The 14,169-nt window shown below is 59.6% G+C and carries 12 protein-coding genes; all 12 read left to right on the top strand.

The window, feature by feature from the left end:
• Nucleotide 1 precedes the first annotated feature (1 nt).
• The 12 genes from ACMX25_RS34080 (at nt 2) to ACMX25_RS34025 (ending at nt 13,745) form a co-directional block, all read left to right on the top strand.
• Nucleotides 2-856, top strand: a complete 855-nt coding sequence (locus ACMX25_RS34080) for an amidohydrolase family protein (protein WP_414954290.1) — start codon at nt 2-4, stop codon at nt 854-856.
• 111 nt (nt 857-967) lie between these two features.
• Nucleotides 968-3,001, top strand: a complete 2,034-nt coding sequence (locus ACMX25_RS34075; protein ID WP_414954289.1) for a tripartite tricarboxylate transporter permease — start codon at nt 968-970, stop codon at nt 2,999-3,001.
• A 23-nt stretch (nt 3,002-3,024) separates the two neighbouring features.
• Nucleotides 3,025-3,555, top strand: coding sequence for a carboxymuconolactone decarboxylase family protein (locus ACMX25_RS34070; RefSeq protein WP_414954288.1), 531 nt, complete (start codon nt 3,025-3,027; stop codon nt 3,553-3,555).
• A 48-nt stretch (nt 3,556-3,603) separates the two neighbouring features.
• A complete protein-coding gene (locus tag ACMX25_RS34065) occupies nt 3,604-4,545 on the top strand; it encodes a LysR substrate-binding domain-containing protein (RefSeq protein WP_414954287.1) in 942 nt (313 codons plus the stop codon).
• A 271-nt stretch (nt 4,546-4,816) separates the two neighbouring features.
• Entirely contained in the window at nt 4,817-5,788 is a 972-nt protein-coding gene (locus ACMX25_RS34060; protein WP_414954286.1) for an ABC transporter substrate-binding protein, read from the top strand.
• 22 nt (nt 5,789-5,810) lie between these two features.
• Nucleotides 5,811-6,836 carry an amidohydrolase family protein gene (locus ACMX25_RS34055; RefSeq protein WP_414954285.1) on the top strand — a complete coding sequence of 342 codons (1,026 nt, stop codon included), beginning with the start codon at nt 5,811-5,813 and terminating at the stop codon, nt 6,834-6,836.
• An 18-nt stretch (nt 6,837-6,854) separates the two neighbouring features.
• The gene (locus tag ACMX25_RS34050) at nt 6,855-7,703 is read left to right on the top strand and encodes an amidohydrolase family protein (protein ID WP_414954308.1); all 849 of its coding nucleotides are present in this window, start codon (nt 6,855-6,857) and stop codon (nt 7,701-7,703) included.
• 67 nt (nt 7,704-7,770) lie between these two features.
• Nucleotides 7,771-8,628, top strand: coding sequence for an HpcH/HpaI aldolase family protein (locus tag ACMX25_RS34045; RefSeq protein ID WP_414954284.1), 858 nt, complete (start codon nt 7,771-7,773; stop codon nt 8,626-8,628).
• Nucleotides 8,628-10,178 carry an acetolactate synthase large subunit gene (locus tag ACMX25_RS34040; protein ID WP_414954283.1) on the top strand — a complete coding sequence of 517 codons (1,551 nt, stop codon included), beginning with the start codon at nt 8,628-8,630 and terminating at the stop codon, nt 10,176-10,178. Before ACMX25_RS34045 ends, ACMX25_RS34040 begins: the two co-directional genes overlap by 1 nt.
• A gap of 33 nt (nt 10,179-10,211) precedes the next feature.
• Entirely contained in the window at nt 10,212-11,105 is an 894-nt protein-coding gene (locus ACMX25_RS34035) for a phosphate ABC transporter substrate-binding protein (RefSeq protein WP_414954282.1), read from the top strand.
• An 84-nt stretch (nt 11,106-11,189) separates the two neighbouring features.
• A complete protein-coding gene (locus ACMX25_RS34030; RefSeq protein ID WP_414954307.1) occupies nt 11,190-12,485 on the top strand; it encodes an MFS transporter in 1,296 nt (431 codons plus the stop codon).
• 39 nt (nt 12,486-12,524) lie between these two features.
• Entirely contained in the window at nt 12,525-13,745 is a 1,221-nt protein-coding gene (locus ACMX25_RS34025; protein WP_414954306.1) for an MFS transporter, read from the top strand.
• Nucleotides 13,746-14,169 lie beyond the last annotated feature (424 nt).

Genomic DNA, 14,169 nt, shown 5'->3' with positions numbered 1-14,169 from the left:
CATGACGCCCGAAATCATCGACATTCATCCGCACATTATCTCGACCGACCTAGACCGCTATCCGATCGCGCCTCAGCATGGACATCGATCGAAGTGGTCGGCAACCCGGCCCATCACGTTCGAACAGCTCATAGCCGAGATGGATGAGGCAGGCGTGTCCAAGGCTGCGATCGTGCATTCGTCGACGACTTACGGCACCAACAATTCGTACGTCGCCGACAGCGTGGCGAAACATCCAGATCGGTTCACGGGCGTGTATTCCTTCGACCTGCTGGCCCCCGACGCGCTGACGACCTTCGATTACTGGCTCGCGCGCGGTATGGGCGGGATTCGGCTTTTCACCGGCGGCGCCACGCATCAAAGCGACGGAAGCTGGCTGGTGAATCCCGCGACTTTCCCGATCTGGGAACGTTGTGGGGCGCTCGCCATGACCATGGCGGTGCAGACGACACCGGACGGTTTGTCGATGGTTGCGGAACTGGCAGGGCGCTTCCCGGCCGTGAAGATCGTGCTTGATCACTGCGGCCGGCCGAATCTGGAAGATGGGCCGCCTTATGCGAATTGCGAAGGGCTGTTCGCGCTCGCGAAATACGACAACGTCTACATGAAGATTACACCGCGCACGTTCGATCTTGCTCAGGCAGCGCCGGGTGGTGCGGAGCCATTCTTTGCAAAGCTCGTGGACGTGTTCGGGGCCGACCATCTGGCTTTCGGCTCGAATTATCCAGCGTCCGCAGGCCCGTTGAAGAGCCTTATCGAACAAGGAAACGCTTGCTTCGCGGCCCTCGGCGATGAAGAGCGTGCCTGGGTGTGGGGACGTACCGCCAAGGCTCTTTATCCGATGCTGGCAGGCTGAGCCGCCCATGCAAGCGAAGACCTCGGCCTTGTCCGGCGGCAAGGTCTTCGGCTCGCGTCGGACTTAAAAATAGGTGAGCCTACGAAGCCCACCATTCCATCAGGATGAGACATGGAGTTCTTCAATGATTCAACGTTAATGGCGGCTGGACATGCGCTGTCGACGATCTTGCAGTTCAACCGGATCATCTTTCTGGTATTCGGCGTGACAGTCGGGCTGGCAATCGGTCTGCTGCCGGGGATTGGCGGATTGACGGGTTTTGCGCTCCTGGTGCCGTTCACGTACACGATGGACCCCTATGCCGCGTTCGCTATGCTGCTCGGCATGGCATCGGTCATCACTACATCCGATGTGATTCCGGCCGTGCTCTTTGGCGTGCCCGGTCATGCGGCCTCTCAGGCAACAGTGCTTGACGGTCTGCCGATGACCAAACGAGGCGAAGCGGCGCGAGCGCTGAGCGCTTGCTACACGTCGTCGCTGATGGGCGGACTTATCGGCGCGCTCATCCTTGCAGTCTCGCTGCCTCTGGTGCGCCCGTTCGTGCTGTCGATCGGTACGCCGGAGATGTTGGCACTCACCGTGTTCGGCGTGTCAATGGTGTCGGCGCTGTCAGGCAACGCGCCGCTGCGAGGCGTCGTTGCGGCTTGCTTTGGCATTCTCGTAGGGATGATCGGCACCAATGTCGCGACCGGCCAGATGCGCTGGACCGGCAACATTCTTTATCTGCAAGACGGCATCCCGCTGGTGCCGATCATCCTCGGCATCTTCGCTTTGCCCGAGTTGTGCGATCTCGCCATCCGTCGTGCGGCCATTGCGGAGAATGTGAAGTTCACCTCGCGCCAAGGCATGCGCCAGGGTGTTATCGACACTTTTCAAAACTGGTTCCTGGTGCTGCGTTGCGGCGCTCTTGGTGCAATCCTCGGTGCGGTGCCGGGCATTACCGGCGCAGTGACGGACTGGCTCGCGTACGGCCACGCGCTGCAGACGGCGAAGGGCGCGAAGCAGACCTTCACCACGGGCGACGTACGTGGCGTGATCGCGCCAGAAGCGGCGAATAACGCGAGAGAGGGCGGCAGCCTCGTGCCCATGCTGGCGTTCGGCGTACCCGGTGGCGCGGCGCAGGCCATTCTGCTGGGTGCGATGATGGTGCACGGGTTTATCCCCGGCCCCGACATGCTGACCAAGCACCTCGACTTCACCTATTCGATGGTCTGGTCCATCGCCCTCGCCAACATCTTTGGTGCGGGACTTTGCTTCTTGTTGAGCGGTCAGTTTGCCAAAGTCTCTACGCTTCGCTACACGCTCATTCTTCCGGTGATCATGCCCGTCATCTTTGTCGGCGCGTTTCAGGGATCGCGGAGCTGGGGCGACCTCTTCGTGCTGTTGATCGCCGGTGTGATCGGATGGACGATGAAACGGCTCAAATGGGCGCGTCCGCCTTTGATTCTCGGTCTCGTGCTCGGTGTGCTGATGGAGCGATACATGTCGATTTCGTTCGTGCGCTACGGCATGGACTGGCTTGCGCGACCGGTCGTGATCGTTCTTCTGAGTCTGGCTGCGCTGGTGTTCTTCAAGCCGCTCTTCTCGGCGTTGCGTAGCGGCGGATTCGCGCAATTCAAACCGAGCGGCTCGATTGTCCTGAAACGCGAGGATCTCTTCTATGTGTTTTTCATTGGCATCGGGCTGTATATGCTGGTGAGTTCGCAGAGTTGGCTCCTCATGGCGAGGATCGGGCCAACGGCTGTGGCCAGTATTCTTGTCATTGCAGGGACCGTTAGTCTCGCGTACAAATGTTTCGTGATTCCGGCTCACGGCGTCGCGCATGCCAACAACAGCGTTCATATGGATGTATCGAGCGATCACGGCGAGAAGCTGCCTGGCAAGACCGTGCTCGCTCGTGCTGCCCGATTTTTCAGTTGGTTCCTGGGGTTCCTGGCCTGTATGTCGCTAATCGGCATGTTGCCGACGGTGCCGTTAATGATTGCGGCGTACATGCGGACCGAAGGACGTGAGACCTGGAAGCTCAGCCTGATTCTCGCTGGTTGCGTGACCGTGTTTCTCTACGTCGTCTTCGATCAGATCCTTCATATTCCCTGGCCGGACAGCCTCCTCGGAAAGTGGTTGCCAGGGCTGGGCGGAACTTGATTTTTCAATGAAAGGAAAAACGCATGACGCAAGATCGTCTCGCGCGCATCGACGCGAAGCAAGCTACGGAAGAACAAACACGCGTTATCGCACGCTTGGGCGAAGGACGCGGGCGGATTCCCACACCCTTCAACATCTGGCTGCACAACCCGAGGTTGGCCGAAGGGATGGAGATCATCGGCACGCACGTCGATCATTCCCCGGTACTCAGCGAGGCGGAAACTGAAGTAACAATCCTTTCCACCGCGGTATTCTGGAATGCCCCTTACGTAATTGCGAACCATCGTCGCCATGCGCTGAAGGCCGGCGTACCTGAGGCGGTCGTTGCTGCGATTTTGGACAGGCGCAGGCCCGAAGGCGAACCGGGTCGCGTCGGACTCTTATGCGAAGCGGTCAGCGACATCCTCGACGGCGGATCGATCGACGATGCGCGTTTCGCCAGATACGATGCGGAACTGGGTCGCGCGGTCATCGCAGAATTGCTTATCACGATCGGCTACTTCACCTCGATTTCCCTCGGTATGACCTTGCACGCCCTGCAGCCCAAGGATTGAACCGACTGCGGGTGTTGATTAATGTTGCGAAGCTGCAGGAGATTTATCGTGTCGGGACTCGACAGCTATTTGCAGGTGAATCTGAAGGCGAGGCATCTCCGCCTGATCGTGACTATTGATACCTATCGCAATCTGACGCAGGTGGCGGAAGTCACCCATGTCACGATGCCGGCAGTATCAAAGTCACTATCGGAACTCGAGCGTGGACTCGGATTCACGCTCTTTGCACGCACGGCACAAGGGCTTGTGCCCACACCGCACGGCGAATGCCTCATACGTCATGCCCGGGAAATGCTGACGATCCTGCATCAGGCGCGCGATGAAATGAAAGCGCTGACTTCGGGTACGGAGGGTAAGGTTCACATCGGCATGTTGCCCGCTTCGGCCTCAGCGCTATTACCGCAGGCGTTGAACCTGTTGAAGATCCGGTCACCCGGAACCAACGTTCGGGTGGTCGAAGGCACGCGCGGTTCACTCCTTCCCGAGTTGTGGCAAGGGCGCCTCGACCTGATCGTCGGGCGACTGCCCGCGCCGGACACCCTCGGCAGTTTCGATGAAAAGGCGCTGCTCGAAGAACCCGTGACCTTAATGACGGGGCGGCACCATCCGCTGGCGCGACGCAAAAATCTGAATTGGTCGGATCTTCAGCCTTATCCCTGGGTCTTGCCGCCGCAAGGCTCGATCCTGAGAGATTCGCTCGAACGGACGCTGAGGGCCCATGACGTAACGCTGACAAACAATTACATCGAGACGCTTTCCGTCCATGTGACTCGCGCCCATCTGCAGATTTCGGATTTCATTGCCGTCATGGTGGGCACGCCCGCCAAAGATGGCGCACAACCCTTATATGCGCTTCCCCTGACGTTGCCTCGGCTATTGCGTCCGTCGGGCGTGCTCTGGAACCGCAACCGCGGGCTCACGCCCAGCGCGCAACTGATGGTCGCGTGTCTGGAAGAGGCTGCCCAGCAGTTGCAGAGCGGCACTGGCTAAAGAATGAAGCCGCACGGTTTGATATCGCACTTTTTTCTTTCCCATATTAGTTAGATATCCTTATGTAAAAGCGCGAACTCGTTCTTTCCAGATAAGCGCACCTTTACCAAATGGTTAAACCGCAAGCCAGTTAATTCAATAGACGGCAGAGGGCGTCTCGAAAGATCATGTCGTCAACAAAACGCATGCGTGTAACTGCTCGAATCGCGGCGTCATGACGTAACGAATGAAATTGACGACTTGATCGATCATTCTTCCAAGGAGACTAAAATTGACTAAGAAAGTCCATCTCACGCTCGCGATTGCCGAGCATCCGCACACCTCGGCCATTCGCGACGGGTCGGTCCCCATCGAGGGTGTCGACGCAGAGTTCATCACTGTTCAGCCGCAAATTGGCGCCTTTCGCCGCATGGTTCGCGACGTAGAATTCGACGTGTGCGAGCTGGCGCCGACCACCTACATCATTGCTCGCGCATATGGCGCGCCGTTCGTCGCGCTGCCAATCTTCGTTGTACGCCGCTTTCACCACTCCGGTCTGCTGGTGCGCCCGGACGCCGGTATCAAGACGCCCAAGGATCTTGAAGGCAAGAAGGTTGGTGTGCGCGCCTACTCGGTGACGACCGGTGCATGGACACGGCAGGTTCTTATCGACGAATTCGATCTGGATGCGTCGAAGGTGACCTGGGTCGTCGATGACGAAGAACATGTCACGCAACTCGAGCTGCCGCCGAACGTGATCCACGCGCCCAAAGGCACATCGCTGGCGGAGATGATGGCCAAGGGCGAACTCGTTGCTGGTTTTCACGGTAATGCAGGCATCGGCCGCACCGGCGATCCAACCGGTGGCTGGAAGGAAGTCGAGGCGGACTATCCGGATCTGTTTCCTAACGCGACGGAACTAGAAGCTGAGTACTACGCCCGCACCGGCGTGTATCCGATGCACGGCACTATCGTCGTCAAGGACTCGGTGCTGGCTGAGCATCCGTGGGTCGCGAAGTCGCTCTATGACGCGTTCGACAAGGCGAAGAAAGACTGGCTGGCCAAGCTCGATGCAGGCGAGCTGACCGACAAGAAAAACAAGAAGTACATCGAACTGCAAAAGATCGTCGGTCAGGATCCGCTGCCCTACGGCGTTGAAGAAAACCGTAAGACCATCGAAGCGCTCGAAGCGACCGCATTCAAGCAGGGCCTGACGCCGCGGCGCATGTCCATGGATGAGCTTTTCGTCGATCCTCGCATCTGAACCCGCACGGAAGGCCAATACTATGATTATCGATTGCCACGGTCATTTCACGACCGTTCCCGCTTCTTTTCGCGACTGGCGCGCGAAGCAGATCGCGTCCGCCGACGATCCGGCCAATGCTCCGCCGCTGTCCGGCGCATACGTATCCGATGATGACATCCGCGAAGGCGTTGGCAACGGTCAGCTGCGCCTGCAGCAGGAACGCGGAGGCGACCTCACCCTGTTCTCGCCGATCGCTGGCCTGATGAGCCATCACCTCGGCAACGAGCGAACAAGCCTGGAATGGGCGGAGGTATCGAACAACCTCGTGCGCCGAGTCTGCGACATGTATCCGGAGAACTTCGTTCCCGTATGCCAGTTGCCGCAGTCTCCGATTGCACCGCCGAAGAATTCGGTTCCTGAGTTGCGGCGTTGTGTTGAAGAGATGGGATTCGTCGGCTGTAATTTGAATCCAGACCCGACTGGCGGCTACTGGACCGGTAAGCCAATGACAGACCGCGAGTGGTATCCGGTCTATGAAGCACTATGCGATCTCGATGTGCCGGCGATGATTCACGTCGCGGCGTCGTGCAATCCGTGTCATCACGGCACGGGTGCGCACTATCTGAACGCGGATACGTCGGTATTCATGCAGTTGCTGCAAGGCGATCTGTTCAAGGACTTCCCTACATTACGCCTGGTCATCCCGCATGGGGGCGGTGCGGTTCCGTATCACTGGGGACGCTATCGCGGCATGTCGCTGGAAATGGCCAAGCGCCCGCTCGAGGGCCTGCTAAGCAACATTTTCTTCGATACCTGCGTTTATCACCACCCGGGCGTGGAACTGCTGACCAAGGTCGTACCCACGAGCAATGTGCTGTTCGGCTCGGAAATGATCGGCGCGGTGCGCGGACGCGATCCAGACACGGGCGAGTATTTCGACGACACGAAGCGATACATCGACGCGTGCGACGCGCTCAGCGACGCGGATCGGCACGCGATCTTCGAGGGCAACGCACGACGCGTCTATCCGCGTCTGGACAAGCACCTCAAGGCCCGGGGCCTCTGATCAGGCGGAAGAAAGGAAATCATGAATATCATCGACATCCATCCTCATATCATCTCGAACGACGAGCGCCGCTATCCGCCGGCGCCATTGTTCGGCAAGCGCTCGGACTGGTCACAGGAACGCCCGAACACCGTCGAAGCGCTTATCGGAGCGATGGACCAAGCAGGCGTCGCCAAGGCTGCTGTCGTGCATTCGTCGACGACTTACGGCTTCGATAACAGCTACGTGGTGGACGGCTGCAACCAGTATAAGGACCGCCTCATCGCCGTAGGGTCCGTGGATATGCTGGCCGACGACGTGTCGGCCGTCATCAAGACATGGGCGGACAAGGGCTTGGCCGGTCTGCGCATTTTCACCGGTGGGTCCACCAAGGACTTCGATCCGAGCGAACTGGATAACCCCAAGTCGTTCAGGGCGTGGGAAATGCTCGCCGAACTGGACCTGCCGATGTGCATCCAGACAGGACCGGTTGGCCTGCCACAAGTGCGCATGCTTGCCCAGCGGTTCCCGACGGTGAACATCATTCTCGATCACCTTGCGCGTCCCGACGTGCTCGATGGACCCCCGTATGCCAACGCCGCCCCACTGTTCGAGTTGCGCGACCTGCCGAACATCTACATGAAGCTCACGCCGCGCATCTTCGGCGACGTCAAGAAAGAGAAGGCGAGCGCGCAGACGTTCTTCCCGCGCGCGGTCGAGGCATTCGGCGCGCAACGTCTCGCGTGGGGTTCGAATTTCCCGACCTCGACCGGCACGCTCAGCGAGATTCTTGCGACGGCGCAACAAGGGCTCACTTGCCTCAGCGAAGACGATCGCGCGTGGATCTTCGGCAAGACTGCGCAGAAGCTCTATCCGGCATTGAGCTAACACCCGAATCATGTCAAGCGTGCGTGCCGCCGATTGAAGCTGCGCGCCGCGAGAAAGAGAGATCATCATGTCAAACACTCGCCTGAACAGCATCATCCGTGCCTTCGAATCGGGCACGGCCGCGCACGCCGCTTTTGCGAAGCTCGACAAGCAGACCGCTATCGAAATGAGCGATTCGCCCTATGACGGCATCGTCTTCGAGATGGAGCACAACCCGTACGATGTGTCCGCTCTCGGCGACGCACTCCAGTACATGCTCAGTCGCAAACAGATCGCTGAATCCGGGTCGGTGGCGCCCAAGGTCACGCCGCTGGCGCGCATCCCCGCGAACGGCGCCGAAATGAACCAGAGCTTTGCCAAGCAAGTCCTCGATCGTGGCGCCTACGGCGTAATCTGGCCGCATGTGGCCACGGTCGAGCAGGCATACAACGCCGTCGCGTCGTGCCGATATGCGCGGCCCAAGGATGCGCCCCTGTACGAGCCGAAGGGTGCGCGTGGCGACGGCCCCGCCAATGCCGCACGCTATTGGGGCCTATCGATGCAGGAATACTATCAAAAAGCCGATGTCTGGCCACTAGCGCCGCAAGGAGAAATCCTGGTCGGGCTAATGTGCGAAAGCACGCAAGGGATCGAGAACCTCGACGACATCCTTGCCAATGTGCCCGGCATCGGTTTAATCCTGATTGGTGAAGGCGATCTGAGTCAGCAGTTGGGACTTGCGCGTCAGTATGAGCATCCTGAAGTGCTCGCCGCGATGCGCCAGATCGTCGAGACGTGCCACAAGCACAAAGTCGTTGTGGGCAATCCGCATGTGACGGCGAAGAATCAACGCCGCTTGCAGGAGGAAGGGTATCGATTCCTGATGTCGGCACCGGCACGCACCTATGGCGTGGTCGGTCTCGCACGCGAACTGGCAGGCTACTGATGAACGGCGCCGAGAGTCTCGTCGAGACGCTAGTCGGTCAGGGCGTCGATATCTGCTTCGCGAATCCGGGCACGTCGGAGATGCACTTCCTCGCCGCGCTCGGCGGCAATCCGAAAATGCGCGGCGTGCTGTGCCTGTTCGAAGGCGTGGCCACGGGCGCTGCCGACGGCTGGTATCGCATGAAGGACACGCCGGCGTCCACACTGCTGCATCTGGGGCCGGGCCTGGCGAACGGTCTCGCGAACATTCACAATGCGAAGCGCGCGTCGTCGGGCATGGTCAACGTCGTCGGCGAGCATTCAGTGTCGCACCTCAAGTACGATCCGCCGCTGACCTCGGATATTGAAGGTCTGGCGCGGCCGCTTAGCCATTGGGTGCGCCGCGCGGAATCGCCGAACACGATCGCGTGGGATGCGGTTCGGGCCGTGGCCAAGGCCAGCGAGCATCCGGGACAGATCGCCACGCTGATTCTCCCGGGCGATACATCCTGGCAGCAAGTCGACGCAGCGCCGCAGTCGTTACCTGTTCGAACGGCAGTACGCAAGGCGCCGAGCGCCGAACGCATCGAGCACGTCGCGCGGGTGCTTCGCTCGGGAGAGCCAACATTGTTCATTCTGGCGAACAAGGCGACACGTGGCCAGGCGCTCGAGAAGGCCGGTCGCGTCGCGGCTGCTACCGGTGCGTTGCTAGGCACGCAATTCTTCACAGCCCGCATCGAGCGAGGCGCGGGCCGCGTGCCGCTCGCGCGCATTCCGTATGCGGTCGCGCAGGCCACGGCGTTCCTCAAGGACTTCAGGCACATCATCACCGTCGAGACACGAGAACCTGTCGCGTTCTTCGCCTACCCGGACAAACCGAGTCTGCTCAAGACGGAAGGCACGTCCGTGCATCCGCTGGTCGAGGCCGATGAAGACAGCGAACTCGCATTCGACATGCTGCTGCAGGCGCTCGGCGCGCCGGACACGGCGCCGCGTCTCCAGCCGCGCGTCGAGACGCCGGTTCCCACGGGCGCGCTGAACCCCATCAGCATCGCGCATGCGCTGGCGGCGGCGTTACCGGAGCACTGCATCGTCGTGGATGAATCGCTGACGACAGGGCGTGAGTCGATGAACTTGACCATGGGCGCGCCGCCGCACGATCTCATCAACAACATGGGCGGTTCGATTGGGTACGCGACGCCTGTCGCGACCGGCGCGGCGCTGGCCTGCCCTGACCGTCGGGTGTTTTGCATGGTCGGTGACGGCAGTGCGATGTACACCATACAGTCGCTCTGGACACAGGCCCGCGAAGGACTGAACGTCACGACGATCATCTTCGCCAACAACAGCTACGCAATCCTGAAGGCCGAATACGCGAACATGGGAGCGGGCGCACCGGGTGATCGCGCGTTGGCGATGATCGATATCGACAAGCCGCGCATCGACTGGCTGGCGATGGCCAAGAGCATGGGCGTGCCGGGGGTGGCCGTCGAGACGGCCGAAGGCTTCCATAAGGCGTTGATCGATTCGACGCGTGAATCCGGCCCTTGCCTGATCGAAGTACGGCTTTGACATCTAACGATACAAGCAACAGGAGCACACACCATGACAACGACGCAGACCGAAGCGCCGACGCTGCGGGTCAATCTCTCCGAATACGCGGTGACCAAGGCAATGCGGGACGGCCGCGTGAGATCAGACCTCGTGACGCTCGACTACTGCGGGCCGACACCCGCGCACAACGGCTTCAAGGCCATGGTGCGCGAGAGCAAGTTCGACGCCGGCGAACTGGCGATCGTCACCTTCCTGCAGGCGAAAGCATACGGCAAGCCCTACGTCTTGCTGCCCGCGCCCATTTCGGGCCGCTTTCAGCATCATTGCGCCGGTTACAACATCGACTTCGGTCATCTTGATCCAAAGGAGATCGAAGGAAAGAAGGTTGGCGTGCGTACGTACACGCAGACAACCGCGCTGTGGATTCGCGGCATCCTGCGTCACGAATATTGTGTCGATCTAGATAAGGTGACGTGGATGACGCTCGGCGACGGCCACCTCGCCGAATACAGCGATCCGTCCAATTGCCAGCGTCTGCCCGCGGGTTCATCCATTCCGCAAATGATGCTCGATGGAGAACTGACGGCAGCCCTGCTTGGAGAAGACATGCCGAAGGACGAGCGCGTGCGCACGCTCGTGCCCGACCCGCATGCCGCTGCGAATGACTGGTTTGCGCGCACGGGCGTCGTGCCGATCAACCATATGTTCGTGGTGCACGAGAAGTTGTCGAAGGAGCGGCCGGACATCGTGCGCGAGTTGTATCGCATGGTCGTCGAAAGCCGCGACGCCGCGGAGACCCTGCCTGCCGTGTTCCCGCCGATCGGACTGGAAGCGAACCGGAAAGGTCTGCAACTGGCAGTCGATTGGGCGCTCGATCAGAAGATCATTCCGCGTCGTTTGTCCGTCGATGAGCTGTTTGACGATGTAACCGGCAGCCTGGGTTAGAGCGCAGCGAAAGGCGAGGCGTGCCGGTTTCCGACCGGGCGTGGTTCGCGACAAAAAAGTATCGGAGACTCAATCGTGGCGATCATTCGACATCAGCGCGAGAACCGGTGGTGTGTGCTCGTGCTGCTCGCGCTCGGGCTGATGATCTCCCACGTCGATCGCACGAGCATGTCCGCTGCTTTCGCAGACGATCGCTTCGTGAGGGAATTCGCGCTGACGCATGTTCAGCGCGGCTGGCTCGGCTCGGCGATGTTCTGGTCGTACGGCCGGCTTCAGATGCCAATGGGCTGGCTAGTTGATCGCTACGGCGTGAAGTGGCCTTATGCAATCTGCTTTCTGATGTGGTGTCTCGCGGCGGCGGCGACCGGCGTCGTATCGACGCTTGCAGCGCTGATCGTCGTGCGTTTGTTGATTGGCGTTGCGGAATCCGTTTCGGTGCCTGCGACTTATCGGTATCTGGCTGATCACTTCGATGAAACGCGCAAGGGCACAGCGCTCGGCATCTATTCCATTGGTGGAAAAATGGGGCCGGCGCTCGGCGCGCCGATCGCAGCGTGGCTCATTTCAATAAGTTCGTGGAAGGCGATGTTCATCGTCACGGGGCTCGCTGGATTGCTCTGGCTAATGCCATGGCTCGCGATGGTGAAGAGCGACTTTCCATCGAAGGTGGAACTGGCTGCATCGAAAAAAAGGGCGTCGTCGGTGCCGTTGACAAACCTGCTATCGAGTCCGGTGGTGTGGGGCGGGCTGATCACCAACTTCTGCTATAGCTATTTCGCTTTTTATTGCATGACATGGATGCCGGCTTATCTCGTCGAGCAACGCGGATTGACACTCAAGGAATCGGGGCTTTATACGTTCTTCAGCTTCGCCGGCATTGCGATTGTGGCGGCGCTTGCCGGTTGGGCCGCGGACTGGATGATCGCGCGCGGACACGACGCCGTGTTGGTGCGCAAATCATTCATCGTGGCCGGCTTCATGGGCGGCACGACTGTGTTACTGGGCGCGTATTCGCATTCGCCGCAGATGGCCTTGTTCTGGAACATCGCTTCGCTTTCCTTGTTAGGCCTTGTTACGGCGAACAATCTCGCGCTAGTCAAGCTTACGCTGATCCCCAAGCAGGCGGTTGGATTGAACACCGGTTTGCAGCAAGTCGCCACGAGTCTCGCAGGCGGCGTGTCTGCAAGCTTGTCGGGATGGCTGCTACATGTGGGGCACAGCTACACGCTGCCCATGCTTGCGATCTTCGCTTTCCTAGTACTCGGGGCCACCAGCGCCATCGTGCTGTTACGACGAAAGTGGGCGCCGAAGGTCAACGCAAGCAGAGATGACGACGCCTTGGCGCAAGCGCTGCGCGCGTCCGGGCGCACGCGCGCATAACCAGTCATGAAACTTCCACCCGAGACCTCATCGCCCTCCATGCAGGCCCGTTCCGATGACGTGACGTCCTTGTTGCGCCATGCACCGTTGACGCGCTTTTTGATCGCCCGCATCGGTTCCATCACCGCTCAACAGATGCTGATGCTGGCGATCAGTTGGCACATGTATGAATTGACATCGAGTGCGTGGGATCTGGGACTCGTGGGACTCTTCCAGTTTGTGCCGGGCCTTGCCACGACACTGATTGCAGGTCATTGCGCCGACCGCTTGCATCGCGGACAAATGGTTGCGGCGTGTCTTGCCCTCCAGGCTGTAGCAGCGACCTTGCTCTTGATCGCTAGTGCCACTCATAGCGTCACGCGAGACGCGCTGCTGGGGCTCTCTCTTGCGCTCGGCGCGATCAGGCCGTTCCAGATGGCGGGGCAGCAGGCGCTCTTGCCCATGCTTGTTCCTCCGAAGCTCCTTGCACGATCAATGGCGCTTAGCACCGTGGTTCAACAGATATCCGTGATCGCCGGACCTGCGTTGGGAGGGATTTTGTTTGCTGCCAGTGTGGTCACGGTGTATGTGACCGGTGCGGGCCTCTTCTGTATCAGCGCAGTGATGTACGCGTTCGTGCGCTATGACTACACTCCACTGCCGCGCGAACCCGTCACCGCCGATACGATTTTTGCGGGCCTGCGCTTCATCTGGAGCAATCCGCTGTTGCTCGGCGCCATTTCGCTCGATCTTTTTGCTGTCCTGTTCGGTGGTGCGACTGCATTGCTGCCTGTGTATGCAAGGCAAATTCTACATGCGGGACCGCAAGGACTGGGTCTGCTGCGCTCAGCGCCGGCAGTCGGTGCGTTATGCGTCGGGCTGTTTCTCTCCCGAAGGACCATCAACCGCGGTGTAGGCAAGAAGCTTTTGATTGCGGTAGCCATTTATGGTGTCTCCATCGTCGGGTTTGGACTATCTAGATGGTTCCCAGTGTCGTTATTCTTGCTGGCGATATCAGGTGGCGCGGACACGATCAGCGTGGTTGTACGGCAAACGTTGATCCAACTCGAAACGCCCGATCGTATGCGCGGACGCGTGGCGGCGGTGAATACGCTGTTTATCGGGGCGAGCAACCAACTCGGTGAATTTGAGTCCGGCGTGAGCGCGGCAGCGCTGGGCGTCATTGGCTCGGTCGTGGTCGGCGGCTCGGCAACAATACTGGTCAGCCTTGCATGGAGTCGCCTCTTCAAGCCGCTCGCTAGACGCGATGCGTTGCGTTGATGCCTGAACAACGACGAGGTCGCTTGCCCGATGTCCCGAACGACAAGCAAGGGTTCATCGATTTTGCCAAGGGCATCTTATGAGCAAGCGGACAATTGCTTCGACTTCTTTTTTCGTGGCTGGTTGGGACGGTTTGATAACGTCCGTGTGAAATGACCTGTGCGTTTGGGGAAGATGCCGTGCGTGCCAAACGCATCGAGGAGTGTCGCGGCTAACTCTGCAATTTATATTTACATTCTGAGTCTTTCAAGCAGTAGCGTGCACGCGCGTCATCAAGACGATCAGCTTTCCTCGATCGCGTTGGGCGCAGCAGGGCCCTTGATGCAACGCGCAATTTCTTCAGTCGTTCTGCCGGAGACATCAGGCATTTTCCTTCTGGCGATAAGCCCCATTTTCTGCATCGCATTGCACTGCAAATAAAGCA

Source organism: Caballeronia eucalypticola (genome assembly GCF_047608185.1).
Lineage (GTDB): Bacteria > Pseudomonadota > Gammaproteobacteria > Burkholderiales > Burkholderiaceae > Caballeronia.
Note: the sequence above shows the minus strand (reverse complement) of the source record. Positions and strands in the feature narration are given on the sequence as shown.